The organism is Sorangium sp. So ce394 (genome assembly GCF_051474665.1).
GTDB classification, from domain to species: Bacteria; Myxococcota_A; Polyangia; order Polyangiales; family Polyangiaceae; genus Sorangium; species Sorangium cellulosum_D.
Genome location: NZ_CP150339.1, coordinates 4,866,765 through 4,890,474, shown reverse-complemented (window position 1 = coordinate 4,890,474; position 23,710 = coordinate 4,866,765). Strand labels below are relative to the sequence as shown.

15 protein-coding genes are annotated in these 23,710 nt (G+C 72.8%); 8 read left to right on the top strand and 7 right to left on the bottom strand.

Going from position 1 to position 23,710, the window contains the following annotated elements; genetic code table 11:
- Positions 1 to 54: 54 nt before the first annotated feature.
- A complete protein-coding gene (gene aroA, locus WMF33_RS18020; RefSeq protein ID WP_437338278.1) occupies positions 55 to 1,356 on the bottom strand; it encodes a 3-phosphoshikimate 1-carboxyvinyltransferase in 1,302 nt (433 codons plus the stop codon).
- A 216-nt stretch (positions 1,357 to 1,572) separates the two neighbouring features.
- On the opposite strand from aroA, the gene WMF33_RS18015 reads away from it, so the two are divergent.
- Complete coding sequence (locus WMF33_RS18015; RefSeq protein ID WP_437338277.1) at positions 1,573 to 3,402, top strand: PEGA domain-containing protein; 1,830 nt, start codon at positions 1,573 to 1,575, stop codon at positions 3,400 to 3,402.
- Positions 3,403 to 3,449: 47 nt separating this feature from the next.
- Positions 3,450 to 6,608: a Kelch repeat-containing protein gene (locus tag WMF33_RS18010; protein WP_437338276.1), complete on the top strand. Its 3,159-nt coding sequence runs from the start codon at positions 3,450 to 3,452 to the stop codon at positions 6,606 to 6,608.
- A gap of 204 nt (positions 6,609 to 6,812) precedes the next feature.
- On the opposite strand, the gene WMF33_RS18005 is transcribed toward WMF33_RS18010, so the two are convergent.
- The 3 genes from WMF33_RS18005 to WMF33_RS17995 all read right to left on the bottom strand — a co-directional run bounded on the left by WMF33_RS18005 (position 6,813) and on the right by WMF33_RS17995 (position 9,875).
- Complete coding sequence (locus tag WMF33_RS18005; protein WP_437339491.1) at positions 6,813 to 7,727, bottom strand: isoaspartyl peptidase/L-asparaginase; 915 nt, start codon at positions 7,725 to 7,727, stop codon at positions 6,813 to 6,815.
- 55 nt (positions 7,728 to 7,782) lie between these two features.
- On the bottom strand, positions 7,783 to 8,346 hold the full coding sequence (locus WMF33_RS18000) for a hypothetical protein (protein WP_437338275.1): 564 nt from the start codon (positions 8,344 to 8,346) through the stop codon (positions 7,783 to 7,785).
- Positions 8,347 to 9,374: 1,028 nt separating this feature from the next.
- Positions 9,375 to 9,875, bottom strand: coding sequence for a hypothetical protein (locus tag WMF33_RS17995; RefSeq protein WP_061626733.1), 501 nt, complete (start codon positions 9,873 to 9,875; stop codon positions 9,375 to 9,377).
- Positions 9,876 to 10,415: 540 nt separating this feature from the next.
- Here WMF33_RS17995 and WMF33_RS17990 point away from each other — a divergent pair.
- The 3 genes from WMF33_RS17990 to WMF33_RS17980 all read left to right on the top strand — a co-directional run bounded on the left by WMF33_RS17990 (position 10,416) and on the right by WMF33_RS17980 (position 16,030).
- Positions 10,416 to 12,236: a hypothetical protein gene (locus WMF33_RS17990; protein ID WP_437338274.1), complete on the top strand. Its 1,821-nt coding sequence runs from the start codon at positions 10,416 to 10,418 to the stop codon at positions 12,234 to 12,236.
- A gap of 79 nt (positions 12,237 to 12,315) precedes the next feature.
- Positions 12,316 to 13,731: a pyridoxal phosphate-dependent aminotransferase gene (locus WMF33_RS17985; RefSeq protein ID WP_437338273.1), complete on the top strand. Its 1,416-nt coding sequence runs from the start codon at positions 12,316 to 12,318 to the stop codon at positions 13,729 to 13,731.
- An 85-nt stretch (positions 13,732 to 13,816) separates the two neighbouring features.
- Entirely contained in the window at positions 13,817 to 16,030 is a 2,214-nt protein-coding gene (locus WMF33_RS17980) for a protein kinase domain-containing protein (protein ID WP_437338272.1), read from the top strand.
- Between the two features lie 83 nt (positions 16,031 to 16,113).
- On the opposite strand, the gene WMF33_RS17975 is transcribed toward WMF33_RS17980, so the two are convergent.
- Positions 16,114 to 16,605 (bottom strand): response regulator, encoded by a 492-nt coding sequence (locus WMF33_RS17975; protein ID WP_437338271.1) that lies wholly within the window; start codon positions 16,603 to 16,605, stop codon positions 16,114 to 16,116.
- Between the two features lie 397 nt (positions 16,606 to 17,002).
- Here WMF33_RS17975 and WMF33_RS17970 point away from each other — a divergent pair, with 397 nt between their 5' ends.
- The 3 genes from WMF33_RS17970 to WMF33_RS17960 all read left to right on the top strand — a co-directional run bounded on the left by WMF33_RS17970 (position 17,003) and on the right by WMF33_RS17960 (position 19,937).
- The gene (locus WMF33_RS17970) at positions 17,003 to 17,512 is read left to right on the top strand and encodes a DUF2505 domain-containing protein (RefSeq protein WP_061628829.1); all 510 of its coding nucleotides are present in this window, start codon (positions 17,003 to 17,005) and stop codon (positions 17,510 to 17,512) included.
- 218 nt (positions 17,513 to 17,730) lie between these two features.
- On the top strand, positions 17,731 to 19,083 hold the full coding sequence (locus WMF33_RS17965; protein ID WP_437338270.1) for an NAD(P)/FAD-dependent oxidoreductase: 1,353 nt from the start codon (positions 17,731 to 17,733) through the stop codon (positions 19,081 to 19,083).
- 140 nt (positions 19,084 to 19,223) lie between these two features.
- Positions 19,224 to 19,937 carry a hypothetical protein gene (locus WMF33_RS17960; RefSeq protein WP_437338269.1) on the top strand — a complete coding sequence of 238 codons (714 nt, stop codon included), beginning with the start codon at positions 19,224 to 19,226 and terminating at the stop codon, positions 19,935 to 19,937.
- Positions 19,938 to 19,958: 21 nt separating this feature from the next.
- On the opposite strand, the gene WMF33_RS17955 is transcribed toward WMF33_RS17960, so the two are convergent.
- The gene (locus WMF33_RS17955; RefSeq protein WP_437338268.1) at positions 19,959 to 21,449 is read right to left on the bottom strand and encodes a tetratricopeptide repeat protein; all 1,491 of its coding nucleotides are present in this window, start codon (positions 21,447 to 21,449) and stop codon (positions 19,959 to 19,961) included.
- Between the two features lie 77 nt (positions 21,450 to 21,526).
- Entirely contained in the window at positions 21,527 to 23,692 is a 2,166-nt protein-coding gene (locus tag WMF33_RS17950; protein ID WP_437338267.1) for a serine/threonine protein kinase, read from the bottom strand.
- Between the last annotated feature and the right edge of the window lie 18 nt (positions 23,693 to 23,710).

Sequence of the window (23,710 nt, the reverse complement as noted above, 5' to 3'; positions counted from 1 at the left end):
GGAGGTCGAAGACCGCGGCGGCAGGACGAGCCGCCAGATCGCCGCCGCCCGCGGTCACCCCCGCGGCGCGGCGCCGCCGATCGCAGCGCGGCACCGCTCGACGTCCTCCCAGAACGTCGGGTACGTCTTCGCGACGCAGGCCGGGTTCTCGATCGTGATCCCGGGCCGGCACAGCCCCAGGATCGCGAAGCTCATCGCCATGCGGTGGTCGCTGTAGCTGTGCACCAGGGCGGGGGTCAGCGGGCGCGGCTCGATGCGGAGCCAGTCGTCGCCGTGGCTCACCTCCTGCCCCAGGCGGCGGAGCTCCGCGACCGTCGCGGCGAGGCGATCCGTCTCCTTGATCCGGATGTTCGCCACGTTCCGGATCGTCGTCGGCCCCTCGAAGAGCGGCGCGATCGCCGCCAGCGTCATCACGGTGTCCGAGATGTGGTGCATGTCGACGTCGATGCCGCGCAGGCGCCCGTCGCTGCGCACGGTGGTGGCGTCCGCCTGCTTGCTCACGCGCGCGCCGGCCTGCTCCAGGAGCTCGACGAACCGGTAATCCCCTTGCAGCGCCCCCTCGCCGAGGCTGGGCACGGTGATGGCGCCGCCCGCGGCCGCGGCGAGCGCGAACGGGTAGCTCGCGGACGACGCGTCGGGCTCGATCGGGTACCTCCGCGGGCGGTATCCGCTCGCGGGATGGATGGTGAAAGCGCCCGCGGCCTCGTCGATGAGGCCGCCGAAATCCGCGACCATGCGGCGCGTGATCTCGACGTAGGGGCGGCTCACCAGCTCGCCGGCGATGCGCAGATCGATGGCGGACTCGGCGAAGGGCCCGGCCATCATCACCGCCGAGAAGTACTGGCTGGAGCGGTCCCCGCGCATCGTCAGGGTGCCCCCCTTCAGCCGGCCGCCCCGGATCCGGAGCGGCGGGCACCCGGTCGCGCACTCCACGTCCGCGCCGAGCTGCCTCAGGCCGTCGACCAGATCGGCGATCGGCCGCTTGGCCATGTGCTCGTCGCCGACCAGCACCACCTCGCCGGGCACGAGGCACGCGAGCGCCGCCAGGAAGCGCACCGTGGTCCCGCTGTTCCCGACGAACAGCTCGCGCTCCGGCGCGCGCAGCCGGTGCCGCCCCCCCTGCACGACCAGCGTCTGCGGCCCGGCGTCCTGGATCCCGATCCCCAGCGCTTCCAGGGCGGACCGCATGTGGCGCGTGTCGTCGCTGTGGAGCACCCCTTCGAGCGTGCTCTCGCCGTCGGCCAGCGCCGCCAGCACGAGCGCGCGGTTCGTGATGCTCTTCGAGCCGGGGACGCGCCAGATCAGCTCCGGCGGCGAGGAGAGCGGTAGGATGGGCAAGGGACCGGCAGGGATCATGGGGCCGGCAGACTAGATCTTCGCGGCAGCGCTGGCTACGTGCGGGAGCACGGCCGTCGCGTTCCCTGCCGCGCGCCGCGCGCCGCGCAGATTGCCAACGCTCCGCAGCCCTGAACGCCGTTGCTCGGGGGCGCATCGCGGCAGGAAGATCGCTGTCGTCACGACCACCCCGCGCCGTTCGCCCGACGGGGCCACACGAACCGAATCCTTGCCGCGATGCCGCTCTTTCTTCTTCGCCGGGCCCAGCCCGAACGCCACCTCCGCGCCCGTTGCCGCTGTCTCGTCGCGGCGGGGCTCCTGCTCGCCGCGGCGAACGCGGCGACCGCCGCGCCAGCAGAGCCGGCGCTGCCCGCGGCCGAGCCAGCGCTGCCCGCGGCCGAGCCGGCGCTGCCCGCCGTCCTATCGGCGCGGGAGATGGCGGTCGACCACTTCGCGAAGGCCCGGGCGTTTTACGACCGACGCGAGTGGTCCCGGGCGCTCGCCGAGTACCTCGCCGCACGGCAGCTCTACGCCAGCTGGGCCGCGACCTCCGGCGCCGCGGTGTGCCTGAAGCAGCTCGGGCGCCACGACGAGGCGCTGGAGATGTTCGAGGAGCTGCTGCGCACCTTCGGCCCCCGGCTGCCGGTCGCGGCGAAGGAGGCGGCGCAGCGCCAGCTCGACGAGCTGCGCCAGCTGGTCGGCATCCTCGAGGTCGACGGGGCCGAGCCGGGCGCGCTCATCGCGATCGACGGGCGACATCGCGGCGAGGCGCCGCTCCCCGGGCCGCTCCGGCTCACCTCCGGCAGCCACTGGGTGCGCGTGTTCAAGGAGGGGTTCGAGCCGTTCGAGCAGCGCATCGAGGTCGCTGGCGACCGGCTGGTGCGCGTGAGGGCGCGGCTCCGGCCGCTCGCGCGCATGGGGCGCCTGCGGGTGATGGAGAAGGAGGGCCGGCCGCTCGCCGTCGTGGTGGACGGCAGCGTCATGGCCACGGCGCCCTGGGAGGGGCTACTCGCGCCCGGCGAGCACACGGTGGCGCTGCGCGGCGCGGGCCGCCTCGGCTCGCCGCCGGTGCAGGTCGACGTCGAGGTCGACAGGACCGTGCCGCTGACGCTATCGGCCGAGGAGCTCGCCGCGTCGCTGCGCGTCGAGCCGGTGCCGGTGAACGCCACCGTGGCGATCGACGGCGTGACCGTGGGCCGCGGCGTCTGGGAGGGGCGGCTGCGCGCGGGCGCGCACCGGGTGGAGGTCGCCGCGCCCGGGTTCCTGCCGGAGTCGCGCCGCGTGGTCCTCGCGCGCGATCAGATCGAGGTCGCGAGCGTGACGCTGGATCGCGACCCGAGCTCGCCCTTCTGGCGCCGGCCCGCGCGCCCGGCGCGGTTCGTCGTCGAGGCGGTCACGGGCGCCGTGCTCGTGCCGAGCTTCGGCGGCGGGGTCGCGGGCGCGTGCATCCGCGGCTGCGAGGCGCCGCTCGGCACGGGCGGCTCCGCCGTGCTCCAGGCAGGTTACGAGCTCGGCATGGGCCTCGGGCTCGGCGTCACCGCCGGCTACTTCACGGCGTCGCAGCGCGTCCACGGCCGCAACACGGAGGTGACCCCGGTCGGCCTGCCGCCCAACCAGGGCACCGTCGACGATCGGCTGGCGCTGCGCGCCGTGCTCCTCGGCGGATGGCTCAGCTTCGCGTCGCCGCTGGGCGAGCGCGTCCAGCTGCACTTCCGCCTCGGCGCCGGGACCATCGCCGGCGCGCTCCTGGACGAGCGCACGAACGGCGCGTTCCGGACGGGCGACGGGGCGTCGTACGAGCTTGCCCCCTTCGTCCAGAAGCACCCGGCGTTCTTCTTCCACGTGACCCCCGAGGTGCGGATCGGCCTGCCGGTCAGCCGGCAGCTCCAGCTGACTGCGGGCATCGCCTTTCCTGTGCTCGTCGACCTCCGGCGGCCGGCGTGGGACACGAGCCAGGCCGTGCCCGCGGGGGCTGACGGCCGGGGTACGTTTGCGAAAGAGAGGCTCGCTGGCGCCGTGCTCCTCACGGTCGCGCCGGGGATCGGCGTCCGTTACGAGCTCTACTGAGCGGCGCTCGCCACGAGATCCATCGACAGCAAGAGAGGGAATTCGATATGTCCATCGCTGGCTCGACCCGCCTCCTGGGCCGATGCGCGCTCGCGCTCTTCTGGAGCGCCGCGCTGTGCGTGATGCTCGGCTGCAGCGAGATCGCCGATCCGCCGGACGCGCGCGCCCTGCGCCGGCAGTTCCCCGAGCAAGCCGAGGCCATCCTTCAAGGCCCGTTCGCCTTCACCCTGGCGGGCGATTCCTTCGAGGATCTGCGGCCCATCGAGGCGCTCGCCGACCTGTCCGGCGAGGCCGCGCTGCGTTCCCGCTTCCCGCGGCACGGCGGCGGCGCCCTCCGCCTCCCTCTGCCGGACGGCTCCGAGGCGCTGGTGCGGGAGCTCGGCGCCCTGGGCGAGGCGGAGATCGCGGAGAACGCGATCGCCTACCCGCGGCGGGGCGGAGCCTCGTTCTGGACCGCCCTGCAGGATGGCTATGAGGAGTGGCTGCTGCTCGACGCGAGCGCGGTGCGGCGCGACGCGCCCGTGGCCACCTGGCAGATCGACGGCGCGGAGCTGCGCCAGCAGGGCGAGGCGGTGGAGCTCGCAGACGCGCGCGGCGCGCCGCAGATCCATGTCACCGCGCCGGAAGCCTATGCGGCTGGGGGTAGGCCGGTCGCGACACGGCTCAGCGCCCGAGGCGGGCGGCTGGAGCTGTGGGTGGAGGCCGAGGGCGAGGCCGTGCTCGTGGATCCGCGATGGAAGCTCAAGAGAGAGATGAGCACGCCCCGCTTCGGGCACACCGCGACGGCGCTGCCGGATGGCCGGGTGCTCGTCGCCGGCGGGTTCAACGGCGGCAATCATGCGCTCGACACCGCCGAGGTGTTCGACCCGGCCTCCGGCGCATGGCGAGCCCTCCGCATGCTCAGCGCCCACGCCCTGCACACCGCCACGCTGCTGTCGGACGGACGGGTGCTCGTCGTCGGCGGCACTCGGGACAGTGACGAGCTCCACAGCGCCGAGCTGTTCGATCCAGCCTCCGACACGTGGCTGCCCCTCCCGCCCATGCACACCGCCCGCGCCACCCATACCGCCACGCTGCTGCCGGACGGACAGGTGCTCGTCGCCGGGGGCCTTCATCGTGTGGACGAGCTCGACAGCGCCGAGCTGTTCGATCCAGCAGCCGGCGCATGGCGAGTCCTCCCGCCCATGCACACCCCCCGCTCCGAGCACACGGCCACGCTGCTGCGGGACGGCCGGGTGTTCGTCGCCGGCGGCACCAAGGGAGACCGCATCGACAACGTCGAGTTGTTCGACCCAACCTCGGGCACGTGGTCACCCCTCCCGTCCATGTCCACCGCCCGCACCGAGCACACGGCCACGCTGCTACCCGACGGACAGGTGCTCGTCGCCGGCGGGATACAGGATGGGAGCGGTAGCCTGCTCGGCAGCGCCGAGCTGTTCGATCCGGCCTCCGGCACATGGCGACCCATCGACCCGATGTCCACGAACCACGGCGGCCACACTGCCACGCTGTTGCCGGATGGACGGGTGCTCATCGCCGGTGGCTTGGACGGCACAGGAGTGAGCGACAGCACCGAGCTGTTCGACCCGGCTTCCGGCACATGGCGACCCTTCGAGGCCATGCTCGCCGCGCGCTACGGCCATACCGCTACGCTGCTGCCGGACGGACGGGTGCTCGTCGTCGGCGGATCTAGCTCTCGAGGAACGCTCGACAGCATCGAGATGCTCGATTTGGCGTCCAGCCCCTGGCAACCCGTCGACCCCATGCACGTCGCGCGCTACGACCATACCGCCACGCTGCTGCCGGACGGACGGGTGCTCGTCGCCGGCGGCTACGACGGCGACAGCTCGCTCGTTAGCGCCGAGGTGTTCGACCCGACCTCCGGCGCATGGCTATCCTCCGCGTCCATGCTCAACGCTCGCCATCGCCATACCGCCACGGTGCTGCAGGATGGACGGGTGCTCGTCGCTGGCGGCTATGAGACCAGCCTTGAATACGAAGCACCGGCCGACAGCGCCGAGGTATTCGACCCGGCCTCCGGCACGTGGCTGTCCATCGCGCCCATGCTCGCCGCGCGCTCCTATCATACCGCCACGCTGCTGCCGGACGGACGGGTGCTCGTCGCCGGCGGCCACGACGACAACAACACGCACGCTAGCGCCGAGGTATTCGACCCGGCCTCCGGCACGTGGCTGTCCATCGCGCCCATGCTCACCGAGCGCTCCGATCATACCGCTACGCTGCTGCCGGACGGACGGGTGCTCGTCGCCGGGGGCTTGAATCAAGATGGAACGCTCAACCGCGTCGAGGCGTTCGACCCGGCCTCTGGCACATGGCTGCTCCTCGCGGCCATGGACACCGCGCGCTTCGATCATAGCGTCACGCTGCTGCCGGACGGACGGGTGCTGATGGTCGGGGGCATGGGCAACGGAGGCGCGCTCGACAGCGCCGAGATCTTCGATCCCACATCAGGCCTATGGACATCGCTCGCGCCCATGTCCAACTCCCGCTATGCACACACCACAACGTTGCTACCGGATGGGAACGTGCTCGTCGCCGGCGGCTTTGAATACATCGACGGCCGTGCCGACCCAACGCCACTGGCCAGTGTCGAGGTGCTCGATCCGATCCGCGGCACGTGGGTTTCCATCGGATCCATGTCAATGCAACGCGACGCTCATACCGCCGTGCTGCTGCCGAACGGGCGGGTGCTCATCCTGGGCGGCCGGGGCAACAACGGTCTGTACAGGAAGTCCCTCAACACCGCCGAGGTGTTCCGCCCGGTGCCGAACGGCGGCGCCTGCTCCGCGGCCCTTGAATGCCAGAGCGGCTGGTGCGCCGACGACGTCTGCTGTGACCAGCTCTGCAACGTCTACCTCTGCGAAGCGTGCTCGGACTACCGGGGCGCCACCGCGGATGGCGTCTGCACGTCGCTGCACCCCGACTACCAGCCCTTCTCCTGCTCGCCCGTCAACGGGCAGCAGACCAAGCCCTGCAAGTCGGTCCACGACTGCATCGACGGCTTCGTGTGCGAGGCCTACCTGGGCGACTGCGTCCTGCCACCGCCGGACGGCGGTTACGTCGACAAGGGCGGCTGCCATCTCGCCACGCCTGCGGCAACGGAGCCCATGCGACGCGCCCCTGCGGAGCTCGGTCTGCTGATGCTCGCCGCCGCCTCCGCGGCGCTGCGCAGGCGCCGCAGGTGACGGCGTGACCACGGCTTTCGCCCCGGCGCGGACGTCGGCTCCGCGGCGTCATCCTGCACGGAGGCCCTTCGCCGCCGCCTTCGCAGCGCGGCAGCGAAGGCCCGGGCTCTGCTGTCTCTTCCGCTTCGATGGATCTACGTCGGGGCGCGCGTCCAGCGCCCCGCCTGCTCGCCAGCCGAGAAGCCGGACGCCCGTCACTCCGTTTTACACCCCGCTTTCCTCCCCCCAGTCCCCGGCCGCCGCCCACGACATCGTCGCCGTCGAGCGCGCCAGCCCGAACCGCCCGTTCCGGTCGACGGCGATGACGCCCCCGGTCACGTCGAGCCGCGCTGCCAGGTGCGCGATGCTCTCCCTCGCCGCGTCGGCGGCGCCGCTGCCAGCGCGCATCCGCTCCACGGCGGAGTGCGCGGTCGCCAGCCGGATCATCCCCTCGCCGTAGCCGGTCGTCGATACGGCGCCGGCCTCGTCGTCGGCGTACGTCCCGGCCCCGATGAGCGGCGAGTCTCCGACCCGCCCGACCCGCTTGTTCGCCGTGCCGCCGGTGCTCGTCGCCGCGGCGGTGAGCCCGCTCGCGTCCCGCGCGACCGCGCCGACCGTGCTCCCCGCCCAGGAGGTCGCGCGGCCCGCGCCCTGCCGGGCCGCGGCGAGCGCCTCCCGCGCGGCCTCGGTGATGAGCGCCGCCTCGCCCACGGGCGTGAACCCCTTCATCCGCGCGAACTTCGCGGCGCCGTGCGCGGCGTAGAGCACGTGCCGGCCGTCCTCCAGCGCCGCGCGCGCGATCGCGATCGGCTCGGCGAAATCCGACAGCGCGCAGACCGCGCCGGCGCGCAGACCGCGGCCCTCCATGATCGACGCGTCGAGCTCGACATGGCCCTCCTCGTTGAGGACCGCCCCCGTGCCCGCGTTGAAGAGCGGATCGTCCTCGAGGACGCGCACCGCGCGCTCGACCGCGTCGAGCGCGCTCCCGCCCTCGGCCAGCACGCGCGCCCCCTCGCGCGCGGCGCGCAGACACCCCGCCGCGTGCAGCGGCCGCCGCTCGGGGGCGACGTTGCCCGCGCCGCCGTGGACCACGATGCAGCGCTGGCCCCCGCGCCCGCCCAGATGATGGATGACGTGCATCACGCTCGCGGCACCCTACCGCGGCGCGCGCCCCGAGGTCCACGCCCACCCCCGCTCACTCGAGCGGGGGCCCGCTCCTCTTTGCGGAGAGCTCGTAGTCCATCCCGCACGGCAGCGCCGCGAACGCCGGCGCGACGCTGAGCTCGCCGGCCACGAGATCCTCGCAGCGCGATCCCGCCGTGGGCGCGAACGTATAGGACAGCCTCGCCTTGAACCGCGCGACATCGTCGCCCGCGTCGCCGAGCTCCCCGTGCGCCCGGTCGCGCCGCTCGACGGAGCACGGCGGCCCTGGCGGCCCGTCGCCGGCGCGCATGTCCACGACCACGCGCCCCTCGATCGAGAAGCTCACCTGGTCCTCGCCGAGGACGCCCTCGATGACGCTGGCGCCGTTGTCCCAGAACAGCGCGCCGTCGCCGCGCGCGAGCTCGACATCGAACTCCCACAGGCGCGTCGCCCCGAGCGCCCCTTCCCCGCACGTGTTCCCCGTCTGCGTCCCGACCACGTGGAACGTGCCGAGCGCGGTCCCCGGACCAGACGCGGCCTGGTCCCCGAAGGCCTCGACGCACGCCGGGAGCCCAGGCATCACCGACAAGAGCGACGCGAGCAGCAGCATCCGCATCGCCGCCGCGTACCAGACGGGCGCGGCGCAGGCAAAAAAGGCGCTCGCGGGCAAGCTCGCGGGCAATGGAAAGAAAAAACGGGTCGGGTGCTTCGCTTGCACCCGACCCGTCCCGTGGGCCTCTACCGGAGGCCATCTGGACCCCGCTTGATCCCGCCTGTGCGGCGCCTCCCCTGCCCCATCGCGACGAGCGATCGACCCCGGAGCACCGGTGAGAATCGTTCCCGGAAGACCTGAGTCTTCCTCGATTCCCTCTCTGCCGGCCTCGCGGAGGTCGCGATGGCAGTCAACAGGTTGTTAGGCGCCGGACCTGGCCGAGCGCGGAGGCGTCTCGCAAGGCCCCGATGACCCTGCGTCACGCTCCACGAGGGTCAGCTGTTCCCAGCCTCCGGTATAGAAGAGCCACTGGTACTGTGCATGGTGTCCATCCCTCCTCCGGCGTGCCGGCACCCCGCGCCGGATCGAAGGAGATCGTCCGGCATGGCAAGGGTGTTCGATTGCGGATCAGCGGAGAGCCCGCCGATCTGGTGTCGACCTCGGCACCGTGGTGCTCCACGGCAGGACCATCCTGGAGCTGATGCTCCGTCCGAGACCGAGGACCAGCCTATCACCGCTGTTCAGGCGAGCAAGGGCCTCACGCACCGAAACATCGAAAGCAACTCGCTTCCATGCATTCCCGCGCATTCCCGCCTTCCCTCCCGCGCGCGCGCAGCCGTCCCGCGAGCGCAGCCGTCCCGCGAGCGCAGCCGTCCCGCGAGCGCAGCCCTCCCGCGAGCGCAGCCCTCCCGCGAGCGCAGCCCTCCCGCGCGCAGCCCTCCCGCGCGCGAGCGCAGGGCCGCGCTCGAAGCGGCCCGACGGCACGAGGCGCGCTCGGCGGCATGCGCGGCGCGCCCGAGCCCGAGGACGGGAGCACCTCCGACGGAGCGTGTCCGCGGAGCGGAACAGTGGCGAGCACGGCCGCGGCGGAACCGGGCGCGGCGAGCTCCGCCGGAGCCGCGCCGGCGCTCGTCGGCCCTTGCGCGCGCCGGCTACACGTGCACGAACCAGCTCGGCTCCTCGGCCTCGGGCAGCGCCGTGGCGAGGACCGCGAGCATCGCGTCGATCTCTTCCTTCGTGTGCACGCCGCTGCGCAGGATGGCCGCCGGCCCCTCGCCCGCCGGCACCACGACCGACTCGACGGCGAGCGCCGTCTCGACGCCGTAGCCGTAGGACGCCAGCGTCACGACCGCGGTGGCTTCCCGGTCGTCGAGCAGCCTGCGGATCGTCATCGTGCGCCGCACGCGCTCGCTGTCCTCGGCCCACGCCGCGAGCCACGCGCGCGTCGCGTCGTCGAGGCCGACGAGCACGAGCTGCGCGGGGGGCATCGCCTCGGGATCGGCCGCGGCCACGGCGGCGCGGTGGAAGCCCCGCACCTCCCGGCACCAGAGCGGCGGCGCGCCGTCGACCCGGACGAGGAAGCCGTACGGGCCACGAGCCCCCTCGCGCTCAGAGCCCCCCGAAGAAGCGGAAGAGAAACTGTCGTTCGACACGAAGGGAGACGATACACGAGCTCCGCTCGGCGGAGGAAGCCCGCTCAATTGCGCAGCATGTCGAACCGACAAGGCTCCGCCCAGGTCACACGCGGCCCGCGGGTGTGCTCGGCACTTCCGTTCTCTCCCGTTGCCTTCCGTCGTCTTCCGCAGCCTTCCGTCGCCTTCCGTCGCTTCCGATCTCTTCCGCCGTCTTCCGTTCGCTTCCGTTCGCTTCCGTTCGCCTCCCAAGCTTCTCGCGCTTCCCATGCTTCCCGTCGGTTTCCTGCGCTTTCCGCCACGTCCACGGTCCCCACAACGAGAACGCCACACTCCTTGGATTTCGGCTAAGGTGGCGCCCGCCTCCCCCGTGGAGCCCGTCCGGGACGGGGTGCGTTCCGCACCTACGGCGTCGCCCCGGCCGACGGGCTCCGGCCCGCTGCGGCGGGTCGGGGCGGCGGCAGCAGCGCTCGCCGCCGGGCGCGCTGCCGCGGCAGGCCGGCGCAGAGGCCCGCCGGCGCGCCCCCACGTCACCTCGATCCCGATCCCGAACCGCAGGCCATGAAGCTCACGTCCCAAGAAATCATCGAGATCGTCGCCGCGTTCTGCGCCTACTTCGGCGCCGCGTACGCGCTCAACTCCTTCGCCCCGCCGCGCCTTCGCTTGCTCGCGCGGTACGGCACGGTCGCCGCCGGCGTCGCGCTGTTCTTCTATGGCCTGCAGCGGTACGTCGACGAGCACGCCCGCGCGGTGGACCTCGCGAAGGTGCTCATCGCGATGGGCGCCGCGTTCTGCGTCTTCTACGAGACGCAGCGCGAGGGGATGCGCCGGCCGGTCGCGGAGCGCTGGAAGCGGTTCGTCGGCGTGGCGCTCGGGGTCGCCGCCATCATCGCCTACTTCAACGGCTTCCGCTTCGGCTATCCCAAGTACTACCACCGCTGGGATCAGTTCCATTACTACATGGGGGCCAAGTACTTCCCCGAGATGGGGTACGACGGCCTCTACAAGTGCGCGCTGATCGCGCAGGACGAGCTCGGGCTCGTCACGTACACGAACGAGGACACCGGGCGGACCGTCAAGCTCGACATGTCCAAGGAGGTCCGCCACCCGGACAAGAAGATCCGGAACCTCGGCGGCGACAACCTCCTCATGCCGGCGAGCGAGGTGCTCGAAAAGCCCGAGATCTGCAAGGCGCACTTCGCCCCGGAGCGCTGGGAGGCGTTCAAGGCCGACGTGCAGTTCTTCCGGACGGCCTCCGACAAGGGCTACTGGGAGGACATGCAGAAGGACCACGGCTACAACCCGCCGCCGGTCTGGACGATCATGGGCAAATTCTGGGCGGACCTGCAGCCGGCCAGCACCCGCTACCTCCAGTTCCTCGCCAGCTTCGATATTTTCTACCTGCTCGGCATGTTCGCCGCCCTCTACTGGGCCTTCGGGTGGCGGGTCTTCGCCGTCGCGGCGATCTTCTGGGGCTGCCAGTCGTCGGCGCCGTTCTACTGGACCGGCGGCGCGTTCCTCCGGCAGGACTGGCTCTTCTACCTCGTCCTCTCGGCCTGCCTCATCCGCAAGCGCTACTACAAGCTCGCGGGCGCAAGCATGGTCTACGCCGGCCTCCTGCGCATCTTCCCGGGCCTGCCCGTGATCGGCTGGCTGACCGTCGCCGGGATTTACCTCGTCCGCCACAAGCGGATGGCCCGGTCGCACGTGCAGGTCCTGATCGGCGGCGTCCTCGCCGCGGCCGTGCTCATCCCGGTGAGCATGAAGATCTCCGGCAAGGACTCGTACAAGCAGTTCTACGAGCACACCCTCAAGGTGCACGACCAGACGCCGCTGACGAACCACATGGGCCTCCGCGTGCTCGTCGGCCACAAGCCCGGGACCGGCGTCGAGTCCGGTCGGATGAAGTACACGAAGGACACGAAGCTCGTCGATCCGTTCGAGGTCTGGAAGCGGATGCGCAACGAGCGCTACGCGAAATACCGGTGGGTCGCCTACGGGATCATCGCCGCCAGCTTCGCGGGCTTCGTCTACGTGTGCCGGCGGATCCGCTCGCTGTGGGTCGCCCAGTGCCTGGCGCAGATCTTCGTCATTCTGCTCTCGCAGCTCACCTGTTATTACTATTCGTTCATGATCCTGAGCGCGCCGCTCACCCGGCTGAAACGGCAGATCGAGGTGCCCCTGTTCGGCCTGGCCGCCCTCAGCCAGTTCATCTGGATCACGTTCTACTATAACGACGACAAATACACGGCGCTCACCGCGGTCTCACTCGCCTTCTGCTATTACCTGCTCTGCCTCTTCTCGGGTAAGCCGGCGCCGTGGGCGCGGCGCCACGAGCCGGCGATCGCCGACGACGCGAAGCCGGCGGGCCAGCAGGCCTGAGGCGCCGCCCCCGCGCTTTCCCCTCGACATCGCCCTCAACCACGCCCGGAGACGCCGGGAATCGAGCGACAATCGAACGATGACGGACGTAGAGCGAGAGCATCCTGAAGAGCCTGGCGACCTCCACGGAGACGAGGGCCGTCCGAGCGACCCCGGGGCGCCGGTCCCCGCGCCGCCCCGGCGCGTCGAGGAGCGGGCGGTCCACGCCTTCCGGAAGGTCCCGCGGACCGGCGTCATCTACGTGACGACCGAGGCCGCGCGCCTCGGCTTTAACCCGGGTCGGGACTCCGCGTTCGCGGGTCCCTCCAAGCCCGGCGCCGACGAGGGGGCCGACGGCTGGTGCAACCTCGGGCAAGGCCAGCCGGAGACCGGCCCGCTCCCGGGCGCGCCCGAGCGCTGCGCGGCGGTGCCGATCGCCGGCGACGACCAGGAGTACGCGCCGGTGGCGGGCCTGTGGGAGCTGCGCGAGGCGATCGCGTCGCTGTACAACCGCGCGTACCGGCGGGGCATGCCGTCGCGCTACACGGCCGAGAACGTCGCCGTGTCGGGCGGCGGCCGCATCGCCCTCACCCGCGCCGCGGCGGCGCTCGGGCAGATCAACCTCGGCCACTTCCTGCCCGACTACACCGCGTACGAGGAGCTGCTCGACGTCTTCCGGCTGTTCTCGCCGATCCCGATCCTGCTCGAGGGCGAGCGGGGCTACTCGTTCTCGGTCGGCGACCTCCGCCGCGAGATCCTCGGCCGCGGCCTGAGCGCCATCCTCGCGTCGAACCCCTGCAACCCGACCGGGAAGCACGTGCGCGGCGAGGAGCTCGCCGCGTGGGTGCGCACCGCGAAGGAGCTCGATTGCGCGCTCCTGCTCGACGAGTTCTACTCGCACTACGTCTACGGCATGGGCGACGTCGCCCCGATGGAGAGCGCCGCGCGGTACGTCGAGGAGGTCGACCGCGATCCGGTGGTGCTGTTCGACGGCCTGACGAAGAACTGGCGCTACCCCGGCTGGCGCGTCACCTGGACCCTGGGGCCGCGCGAGGTCATCGAGGCGGTGGCGAGCGCCGGCAGCTTCCTCGACGGCGGCGGCTCGAAGCCGATGCAGCGCGCCGCGGCAGAGCTGCTCACCATCGAGCACACCCGCGCCGAGACGACGGCCATCCACCGCGCGTTCTCGCGGAAGCGCGAGCTCATGCTGGCGGGGCTGCGCAAGATCGGCGTCACCGTCGACGCGGCGCCCGAGGGCACGTTCTACGTCTGGGGCTCGGTCGCCGACCTTCCGCCGGGGCTGTCGGACGGCCACGGCTTCTTCCGGGCGGCGCTCGGGGAGCGGGTCATCGTCGTGCCGGGCGAGTTCTTCGACGTCAACCCGGGCAAGCGCCGGGCGGGGCGGCCGTCACGGTTCCGTCACCACGTCCGCTTTTCGTTCGGCCCGAGCGAGGACGTCCTCGTCCGGGCGCTCGGGCGGCTCGAGCGCATGGTAGGCGAGCGTCGCCGGGCCTGACACCGGCGGCGCAGCGGAGCGGTGAGGCGGGGCCGAGCGCCAGGTCTTGTCGCGCTGCACGTCTTCCGACATGGTGGGGGAGCGCGTGGCCAAAGATCCGTGGAGTGATTGGAACGACGACGACCCCGGTAACTTCCAGCCGGGCGATACGATCGGCCCCTACGAGCTGCTGTTCCCTGCGGCCGTGGGCGGCATGGCCGCCGTCTGGGCCGCGCGGCTCCGGCGCCCCAACGGCACCGTCCAGATCGTCGCCGTCAAGCTGCTGTCGGACGCGATGCGGGGGGACGACGACGCGCGCGCGATGTTCCTCGACGAGGCGTGCACCGCGTCGCGCATCCTCCACCCGAACGTGGTGCACATCCTGGCGTACGGCGAGGTCCGCGATCGGCCGTACCTCGCCATGGAGTGGATCGACGGCGCCCCGATCGCGAAGATCTTCTCGAACCAGAAGGCGAAGCGCGCGCTCCTGCCGCTCGGCTGGGTGCTCCACGTGATGATCGACGCGTGCGCCGGCCTGCACGCGGCGCACGAGGTCCGCGACGACACGGGGGAGCTGCTCAACCTCATCCACCGCGACGTCACGCCGGAGAACGTGATGGTGACGTTCGACGGCATGGTCAAGGTCGTCGACTTCGGCGTCGCGAAGACGCGGGCGCGCGCGCAGATCAGCCGCGTCGGCGCGATCAAGGGCAAGACGGGGTACTTCTCGCCCGAGCAGGTGATGGGCGGGGCGCTCGACCGCCGGAGCGATCTCTTCTCCATGGGCGTCTTGCTCTACCTGCTCGTGACGGGTCACACGCCGTTCCGCGGCAAGGGCCCGCTCGAGGCGATGCAGCAGATCGCCAACCGCAACCCGCAGCCGCCGCGCGAGATCATGCCCGAGGTCCACCCGGAGCTCGATCGCATCATCATGCGGGCGCTCGCCAAGAACCCGAACGACCGGTACCAGTCGGCCGCGGAGCTGCGCCGCGATCTCGAGCAGGTGAGCCTCGCCGTCGGCGAGAGCTACAGCGACAAGCAGGTCGGCCAGCTCGTCCGCGATCTGCTCCCCGGGGTCGCCGAGGCGCGCAAGGAGCGGATCGACCAGGCGATCGAGGAGCTCGACCGCATCCTCGCCGAGCGCGCCCACCCGCACAAGCCGCAGGCCGCGCGCCCGGAGGACGCGACCGAGGTGATGCTCCGGCGCATCTCCATGCTGCCGATCCTGCAGGACGGGCCGGAGGCGTCGGAGGACGCGGGCGACGCGGCGCCGCCGTCTGCCGGCCCCGCGAGCTCGCGCATGTCGGGGCCGGCCAGCTCGCGCATGTCCGGGCCCGCGAGCTCGCGCATGTCGGGGCCGGCCAGCTCGCGCATGTCCGGGCCCGCGAGCTCGCGCATGTCGGGGCCGACCAGCTCGCGCCGGTCGAACCCCGATCCGACGCGCAAGTCGAACCCGGACGCGACCCGGAAGTCGCACCCGGACGCGACGAGCTCGCCGCTCGAGTTCGCGGCGGGGCTCTCTCCGCTGCCCCTGGGTTCGCCGCCGGTGCCCCCGGGCCGCCCGGCGGCGCACGCGGGTCCGGCGGGGCACGTGGGCCCGCTGCACGTCGGCGCGGCGCACGCGAACGGGCCTGCGGGCGCGGTCGCGCCGATGCCCGAGCAGCGACCGCGCCCGACTCCGGCGAAGGGAGGCTCGTTCGTCCGCGTGGCGCTGCTCACGCTGGTCGTCCTGGGCCTCGCCGCGGCGGCGTTCCTGCTGGTCCAGCGCTCCGGCGGCCTGCGGCTCGGTTCGCTGACGTTGCCCTTCGCGCGCCCCAGCGCGTCCGGGCCGGCGCCGGCTGCGCCCGATACCTCTGCCGGCGCGGCGGCGCCGGACGCGGCGACGGCGGCGGCGCCTGCGCCGGCGGTGACGCCCGTGAGCGGCGGCGTCGCCGACGCCGCGGCCCCGACCGAGGCGGCCGAGCTGGCCGCCGACGCCGCCGCCCCGGCCGACACGGTCGCCGACGCCGCGGTCCCCGCCGACGCCGCGGTCCCCGCCGACGCCGCGGCCCCCGCCGACGCCGCCGCGCCGCTCCCGAGCGGGCAGCCGGCGTACGGGCCCGGCGGCGCCGCGCCCGCGCCGGCGACGCCGTACCCGTCGCCTCCGGTCGCCCCCGCGCCGCGCGCTCCGGGGACGGTGCCGCCGCCCGTCACGGGGTCGGCCGCGCAGCAGCCTCCGGTGCAGCCTGCATGGCGGCCGAACCCGCCCCGCCCCACGCCGCCTCCGCCGCGGCCGGCTGGGCCGGCCTCGCCGCCCCCTCTCGACCTGGCGCCACGGTAGCGCCGCCCGATCGGGCGCGGCTCAGCTCTTCGCCAGCGCCGCGTGCCCGCGCGGCGCCACGCGCCTCGCCGCGGCGGGCGCGCTCAGTCCTTCTTCGCCCTGTCGGCCTGCGGCCTCTCGGGGACCGGCGTCGCGCGGGACGCAGGCTTGTCGGGGACCGGCGTCGCGCGGGACGCGGGCTTGTCGGGGACCGGCGTCGCGCGGGACGCGGCTTTCTTCAGGGACGACTCCGCGAGCGACACGAGCATTGCGAGGTTCACCGGCTTCGAGAGCAGGAAGATCGCGTGCCGCCGGAGCGCGCGGATGCGCGCCTGCTGCGACTCGTCGGCGGTGACGACGAAGACGGGCGTATCCCGGTTCAGCGCTCCCTTGGCCGAGAGCGACTCGAGCACGCTGAAGCCGTCGACCCCCGGCATGTGCAGGTCGAGCACCACGAGATCGAATTTGCGCGCGCCGAGCCGCCGCAGCGCCGGCGCCCCGCCGTTCGCCTCCTCGACGTCGCCGAGCGGGCGGAGCGCGCGGGCAAACATGCCTCGGATCGCGGTGTCGTCATCGATGACGAGGATGCACGTCACAGCATGAAGATGTTTGCACGGATACGGAAGCGTTGGAAGCCCGCGGCCCGCTCTCCGCACCGCGCGGCGCGAGCGTCCACAACGCTTCGCGCCCCGGGAGTGATTCGCGCGTCCGCCGCGCGCCGCCGCATGAAAGCGCTCGGTCGCGCTCGCGCCAAAGCGCTCGGTCGCGCTCGCGCCAAAGCGCTCGGTCGCGCTCGCGCCAAAGCGCTCGGTCGCGCTCGCGCCAAAGCGCTCGGTCGCGCTCGGAGCCGCGGGCGCGATGTGCGGACGGCCAAGACGGACACACCGTCATCCCAGATCCTGGGCTCCGGGGCTTCGGGCGAGGCGTGGACGCCACGGACGGGCTGCGGTAAACGCGGAGCAAGACCTCACCCGCACCGCAAAGGAACGATCCATGGGCAAGTTCACCATCACGAACGAGATCAACTGCAACGTCGACACCTTTTGGAAGCTGTTCCTGGACAAGACCTTCAATGAGGAGCTTTACCGGAAGGAGCTCGGATTTCCCGAGTACACCATCACGGAGCAGGTCGAGACGGAGACGGAGATCATCCGGAGGTCGGCCGGGAAGCCGAAGATGAATTTGCCCGGTCCCGTGGAGAAGCTGCTCGGCTCCGGCTTCCGCTATACCGAGGAAGGCAAGCTGAACAAGGCCACCAAGGTGTGGACCTTCAAGCTGACGCCAAGCACCCTGGCCGACAAGATGCGCAACGAGGGCGTGGTGCGCGTCGAGGCGATCGGCGACAACAAGGTGCGTCGGATCGCCGAGATCTTCATCGAAGCGAAGGTGTTCGGCGTCGGCGGCCTGCTCGAGAGCAGCGCTGAGAAGGAGCTGCGGCAGGGGTGGGAAGAGAGCGCCGTCTTCATGAACAAGTGGATCGCTCAGGGCAGAGCGGTCCAGTAGCTCGGCCCGCCAGACGCGCCGAGCTAGCCGCCCACGTACCGGCCGGTCGGCCGCAGCGCGCTGTCGCCGCCAGGCACCCAAACGCAGGCACCGCCGGCGAGCGATCCCCGCGAGCGGCCGTCCTCTCCGCCCACCCCGCGCCTGGATGAACAGGCGACGTACACGTCCAGAGTCAAAGCGCGCGATCTTCTGTATTGCCGCTTGCTGAGGCAGCTCACATGAACCAGGGCCACGGCATGGTGCACGTGGTCATCATCGGTGCCGGCTTCGGCGGTCTCTACGCGGCGCAGGCGCTCCGGCGCGAGCCGGTGCGGGTGACCGTGATCGACCGGCGGAACCACCACACGTTCCAGCCCCTCCTGTATCAGGTCGCGACCGCGGGCCTGAACGCGAGCGACATCGCCGCGCCCATCCGGCGCGTGCTCCGCAAGCAGAAGAACACGAGCGTGCTCCTCGCCGAGGTGACGGCGATCGATCCGGCGCGCAAGCGGGTGATCTTCGAGGACGGCGAGATCGGCTACGACAAGCTGATCGTGGCCGCCGGGGCGTCGCACTCCTATTTCGGGCACGACGAGTGGGCGCCGTTCGCGCCCGGGCTGAAGACCGTCGAGGATGCGCTGGAGATACGGCGGCGCGTCCTCCTCGCCTTCGAGGCGGCCGAGCGCGAGACCGATCCGGCGCGGCGGAAGGCCTGGATGACGTTCGTGGTGGTCGGCGCGGGCCCGACCGGCGTGGAGCTCGCCGGGGCGCTCTCGGAGCTCGCGCGGCACACGCTCGTGCGCGAGTTCCGGCGCATCAACCCGCGCGACGCGCGCATCGTCGTCGTCGAGGGCGCCGGGCAGGTGCTGCCGTCGTACGTCCCCGAGCTCGGCGAGAAGGCGCGCGCGCAGCTCGTGGCGCTCAACGTGGAGGTGCGGACGCGCTGCCTCGTCACCGGGATCGACGAGGACGGGGTCTCGATCGGCGACGAGCGGATCGAGGCGAAGACCGTGCTCTGGGGGGCCGGCGTTGCCGCGTCGCCCCTCGCCCGGAGCCTCGGGGTGCCGCTCGACCGGGCAGGGCGCGTGCTGGTGGAGCCGGACCTGACCGTGCCCGGCCACGAGGACGTCTACGTCATCGGCGACCTCGCGTCGCTGAAGCAGGAGGACGGGAAGCCGGTGCCAGGCGTGGCGCCGGCGGCGATCCAGGAGGGGCGCCACGCCGCGCGCAACATCGCGCGCGCCGTGCGGGGGCAGCCGCGGCTGCCGTTCCGGTACCGCGACAAGGGCTCGATGGCGACGATCGGGCGGGCCGCCGCGGTCGCCGACTTCGGCAAGGTGAAGCTCTCCGGGTTCCTGGCGTGGCTCGCGTGGCTCTTCGTCCACGTCCTGTTCCTCATCGGCTTCCGCAGCCGGTTCCTGGTGCTGTTCTCGTGGGCCCTGTCGTACCTGACCTACGAGCGCGCCTCGCGGCTGATCACGGGAGAGACCCCGCGGCTCCTCGAGGATCACCCCGCGCCGGCGCTCGAGCCGCGCAGGGACGGCGGCGCGCTCGGGGCCCAGCCGCTGGAGCACGCGCGCACACGCGCCTAGGCGCCGCCCGACGCGCCCACCGCGGCGCCGCCCCGACGCGCCCGCCGCGGCGGCCCGCTCCGCCCGGGACCGCGCGCGGGAGAGCGGCGTCCTGCGCTCGTCTGGACCTTTGCGCGCGAGCTGCGTTAGCGTCGTAGACCATGCACATCCATCCCGGACAGGGCGGCTCCGCGCACCCCTCGCGAGCCCTCCTCGCCAGCGCAGCATCCCTCGCCGCACTCCTGCTCAGCGCACCCGCCGCCTTCGCGCAGTCGGCGGACGACCCTGCCGGCGCGCAGCCGCAGGCCGCACCCTATGGCGCCCCCCCGCCGTACGGCGCACCTGCCTCCTACGGGCAGCAGCCCGGCTATTACCCGCCGCCTGGGTACCCCCCTCCCGGGTACGCTCCGCCGCCCGGATACGCCCAGACCTCCACCGGGTACCCGGTCGGCCCGAGGATCATGAACTACGAGGAGGGGCAGGCCGTCCCCGAGGGCTACCACGTCGAGGAGAGGGCGCGCCGCGGCCTGGTCATCGGCGGCGCCGTGACGTTCGGCGTCACGTACCTCCTCTCGGCCATGGTCGGGCTCGTCGCGGAGAGCGCGGATCGCGCGACCGGCGGCACCGGGGAGAGCTACATCCCGCTCTACATCCCCGTCGCCGGGCCGTTCATCACGATCGGCACCGCCGACGCGAAGGGCGGCGGGATCTTCGTCCTCATGGTCGACGGGCTGGCGCAGGCCGCCGGCGTCGGCATGTTCATCGGCGGCCTCGCCGCGCCGCAGCAGAAGCTCGTCCGCAACGACGTCTCCCTCTCCGTGAAGCCGATCGTCACCGGCGACACCCTCGGGCTCGGCGTCTCCGGCTCGCTCTGAGCGCGCGCCGCCGCCCCGGCGTCACGGCGCGACCGGCGGCGTCTCGTCCATCGTCTTGACGGCGCGCTTGGCCCGGCGGCGCACGTCGACGTGCAGCGACTCGTCGAAGTTGATGGCCGAGAACGCGGCCCGCGCCTCGATGTTCTTGCCGAGGGCGGCGTAGGCCTCGGCCTCGTTCCAGCGCAGCTTCCAGTCGCGCTTCGAGAGATCCGAGAGCTTCGCGGCGTCGGCGATGATCTCCTCGTACCGCTGCTGCTTGCCGAGCTCGCTCCAGTACTCGGCGCGGAGGTCGTCGTCCCCGGGCGCGAGCGCGACGGCCGCGGCGAAGCCGGCGAGCGCGTCGTCGATCCGGCCCGCGACGAGCTCGGCGCGGGCGAGCGAGCGGCGCGCGCCCGCGCTGTCGGGGTGCGCGGCGACGAAGGCGGCGAGCGCGGGGATCGCCTCGTTGACCTTCAGGATGTCGGCGGGGTCGCTCGGCCAGAACCGGAGCGAGAGCGCGGCGAGATCGCCGGGGTCGCTCTCGAGCGCGCGCTCGATCGCGGCGGGCGCCTCCTCGCCGCGGCCGGCCTGGGAGAGGCATTTCGCGAGCTCGACCCACGCGCCCGACGACGACGGCGCCGTCTTCACGAACGCCTCGGCCGCGGCGAGCGCATCGTCGGTGCGCCCGAGCGCGCGCAGGGCGGCGATCCGCGCGAGGTGCGCCCGCTCGACGCGGTCGCCCTCGCCCGCGACGGCGACGGCGCGGTCGGCGGCGGCCAGCGCGATGTCGTGGCGGAGCTCGCGCTCGTGGTAGGCGAGCTGCTCGAGGTAGAAGGCGCTGTCGCGCGGCGCCGCGTCCCACTGGCCGGTCAGGTAGTCGAGCACCGCGTCGGAGCGCACGTAGACGAGCGAGGCCGCGTCGCGCGGGTTCTCGTAGATCGGAACGAGGACCCCGAGCTGCACCATCGCGTCGAGCGCCGGCTGGCAGTCGGGCTTCGCCTCGAGCGCGAGCACCATCTCGTCGAGGGCGGCGTCCTTCTTCTGCATCGCCAGGTGCACCTGCCCCACTGCCACGTGGTAGTCGGCGTCCCCCTGGAACGTCTTCCGGATCGCCTGGAAGCTCTTCAGCGCCGCGGGGTGGTCGCCCATGTTGGCCTGCGCCGAGGCGAGGTTCAGCCGCGCGGCGTGGTCGTCGGGGTCCATGGTGACGATGCGCTTGAGCGCCGAGATCGCCTTCTCGTAGTCGCGCTCGCCGAAGGCCTTCTGCGCGCGCTCCCAGACCGGCGCCTTGTCGAGGAAGGCCTCGAGCTGCGAGACGAGCGCGCTGTTCTGCTTGCGCCAGACGCCGCTCTTGCCGGCCTCGGAGTTCGTGAGGAAGTCCTTGATCCACTTGCGGGCGGCGTCGATGCTGAGCCCTTTGTCGGCGAGCCCCTCGAACTCGCCCCGGGGCACCGGCATGCGCGCGGGGAGCCCCTGCCGGCGCGCCGTGTTCTCGTCCAGGCCGATCAGCACCCAGTCGCTTTGCTCGCTCATGATCCTAGGACGGTAGCCGCCGTGCCCCGCCGGGATCAAGCGACGTCTCGGCGCAGCGCGCCCGCGCGAGAGGCGCGTCAGGAGTAGAGCCAGGCCAAGAGGACGAACGCCATGAAGGCCGCCGCGGCGACCGCGAGGGCGAGCGCGCGCGGCACCCCGAGGAGCATCGGCCGGAGGCTGGCCTGGAACGCGACCGAGTCCACGGAGCTCGGCGGGATCGGCGGCGCGTCAGGGCCGGACGCGCCGCCCGGGGCGGCGACGGCGGCGGCCGGCGCGCCCGCAGCGCCGCCGCTCGCGCTGGCCGCGGTCGCGAGCTGCGGGGCCGCGACGGCCGGCGCCGCGACGGCGTCGAGGGGCGCCGCAGGAGGGGGCGCGCCGAGGTCCGGCGGCCGCGGCGCCGCGGGGGACCCGAGGTGCTCGAGGCCGAGCTGGGCGAGGATGGCTTGCTGCTCGTTGCCCCACGCGACCGGCAGCGCGGTCGCCTCGGGCGCGAGCGTGAGCGGCGCCGACATCACCTTGTGCATCGCCCGCTCGAGCGCGAGCGCCTCGTCGAGGCGGCGCGACGCGCTCTCCGCGCCGGCGCTCGCGGAGAGGCGCAGCGCGTCGGCGGCCACCTCGGACACGTGCGCCGCCACCTTGGCCAGCGCCAGCTTGCGCTCGGCCTGCGCCACGGCGAAGCGCGCCTCCTCGCGGAACCGGATCGCCTCGGTCGTGAGCCGATCGATCTCGGCGTGGAGCTGCCCCGCGCCCTCCGGCGCGGCGCGGGCCAGAGGAGCAGCCCCGGCGTCGTGCCCGACGGAGAACGCGGCCGCGGCGGTGATCGAGGGCGGCGGCTCGGCGTACGTCGGCGTCGCCCCGGACATCGGGCGCGGCTCGGCGTCCTGCGCGGTGATGGATCCGTACGACGGCAGGCTGCCGCGCTGACGCCCGCCGCTCGAGCTGCTGGACGCCGGGTCGCCGCGCCCGCGGCCGTTGCTCCCGACGACGACGGTCTTCTCGTCGGCCGTCTCGGAGGGCAGCGCCCCGCGCCGCCGCGAGCTGACGTACGCCGTGTCCGTGCCGCGCGAGCCAGGGACCGCCGTGAGCGGCGACGGCGTGACGGCGTCGCCCGCCTCGACGTCGGTCGGATCGTCCTCGCGGCCGGGCGCCGCGCCGCTCGGGCGGAGCCGGTCGGGGGCGCTCGCCCCCCGGTCCCGCGCGGCGGCGGGCCGGCGCGGGATCGCCGTCGCGGCCGAGAGCGAGGGGCGCGGCGCCTTGGCCATCCCGGCGAAGCCGCCGGAGACGGCGCGCTCGAACCAGCGCATCTGCCTCATGGCGTTGCGCCGCACGAACCGGCCGAGCGCCTCCTCGTTCCCCTCGAGGTACCCGTGGCTGCGCAGCCAGCCCTCGAGCCGCGCGAAGATCTCGTCCGCGCTCTGGAAGCGCGAGGCCGGGTCCCGCTCGAGACAGCCCATGACGATCGCCACGAGCTCCTTGTCGATCTTCGGCCGGAGCTCCCGCAGGTCGGCCGCGGGCTGCGTCGTCATGTTGCGCAAGAGCTCGTAGTCGCTCGACGACGGCCACGGGTGCTTGCCCGAGAAGAGCTCGAACAGCACGACGCCGAGCGAGAACAGATCGGAGCGCCTGTCGGCGGAGCCCCCGCGGGCCTGCTCCGGCGCCATGTACGTCGTCACGCGCCGGCGCGCCCCGACGGCCGTGGTCATCACGCGGAGCGACGATTTGGCGAGCCCGAAGTCGGCGATCTTCACCTCGCCCTGGAACCCGACGAGCACGTTGCCCGGCGTGAGATCGCGGTGCACGAGGTTGAGCAGCTCGCCGCTCGGCGCGCGGAGCTCGTGCGCGGCGCCGAGCCCGCGGCAGAGCGTCGCGCCGATGTAGACGACGAGCCGCTCGGAGAAGACCTCGCCCGTGTCGAAGACGGTCTTCATGAGCCGCGCGAGGCTCACGCCCTGCACGAGCTCGACGGCGAAGTACGAGCCCTGCTCGTCGGTCCCCCAGCCGGCGACCTCGACGACGTTCGGGTGCTTGAGCGCCGCGGTGGTGCGCACCTCGTCGAAGAACCGCGTGGCCACCGCCGTGTCCCCGGCGTAGTGCGGGTGCAGCCGCTTGACGGCGAGCAGCTCCCCTGGCCGGTGCGGACCTACCGACCTGCAGAGATCAACGCGGGTGGTCGCTCCGGACGCGATCTCTGCAAGGAACTGAAGCGAGAGCGCGGCCGGCGCGGGCTCGGGGAGCCGAGACATGCACGGTGAAGTCTAGCG

What these genes read in the sequence shown, in the direction of transcription:
- aroA (WP_437338278.1), bottom strand. Translation starts at nt 1,356, where the DNA reads ATGATCCCTGCCGGTCCCTTGCCCATCCTACCGCTCTCCTCGCCGCCG.
- WMF33_RS18015 (WP_437338277.1), top strand. Translation starts at nt 1,573, where the DNA reads ATGCCGCTCTTTCTTCTTCGCCGGGCCCAGCCCGAACGCCACCTCCGC.
- WMF33_RS18010 (WP_437338276.1), top strand. Translation starts at nt 3,450, where the DNA reads ATGTCCATCGCTGGCTCGACCCGCCTCCTGGGCCGATGCGCGCTCGCG.
- WMF33_RS18005 (WP_437339491.1), bottom strand. Translation starts at nt 7,727, where the DNA reads ATGCACGTCATCCATCATCTGGGCGGGCGCGGGGGCCAGCGCTGCATC.
- WMF33_RS18000 (WP_437338275.1), bottom strand. Translation starts at nt 8,346, where the DNA reads ATGCGGATGCTGCTGCTCGCGTCGCTCTTGTCGGTGATGCCTGGGCTC.
- WMF33_RS17990 (WP_437338274.1), top strand. Translation starts at nt 10,416, where the DNA reads ATGAAGCTCACGTCCCAAGAAATCATCGAGATCGTCGCCGCGTTCTGC.
- WMF33_RS17985 (WP_437338273.1), top strand. Translation starts at nt 12,316, where the DNA reads ATGACGGACGTAGAGCGAGAGCATCCTGAAGAGCCTGGCGACCTCCAC.
- WMF33_RS17970 (WP_061628829.1), top strand. Translation starts at nt 17,003, where the DNA reads ATGGGCAAGTTCACCATCACGAACGAGATCAACTGCAACGTCGACACC.
- WMF33_RS17965 (WP_437338270.1), top strand. Translation starts at nt 17,731, where the DNA reads ATGAACCAGGGCCACGGCATGGTGCACGTGGTCATCATCGGTGCCGGC.
- WMF33_RS17960 (WP_437338269.1), top strand. Translation starts at nt 19,224, where the DNA reads ATGCACATCCATCCCGGACAGGGCGGCTCCGCGCACCCCTCGCGAGCC.
- WMF33_RS17955 (WP_437338268.1), bottom strand. Translation starts at nt 21,449, where the DNA reads ATGAGCGAGCAAAGCGACTGGGTGCTGATCGGCCTGGACGAGAACACG.
- WMF33_RS17950 (WP_437338267.1), bottom strand. Translation starts at nt 23,692, where the DNA reads ATGTCTCGGCTCCCCGAGCCCGCGCCGGCCGCGCTCTCGCTTCAGTTC.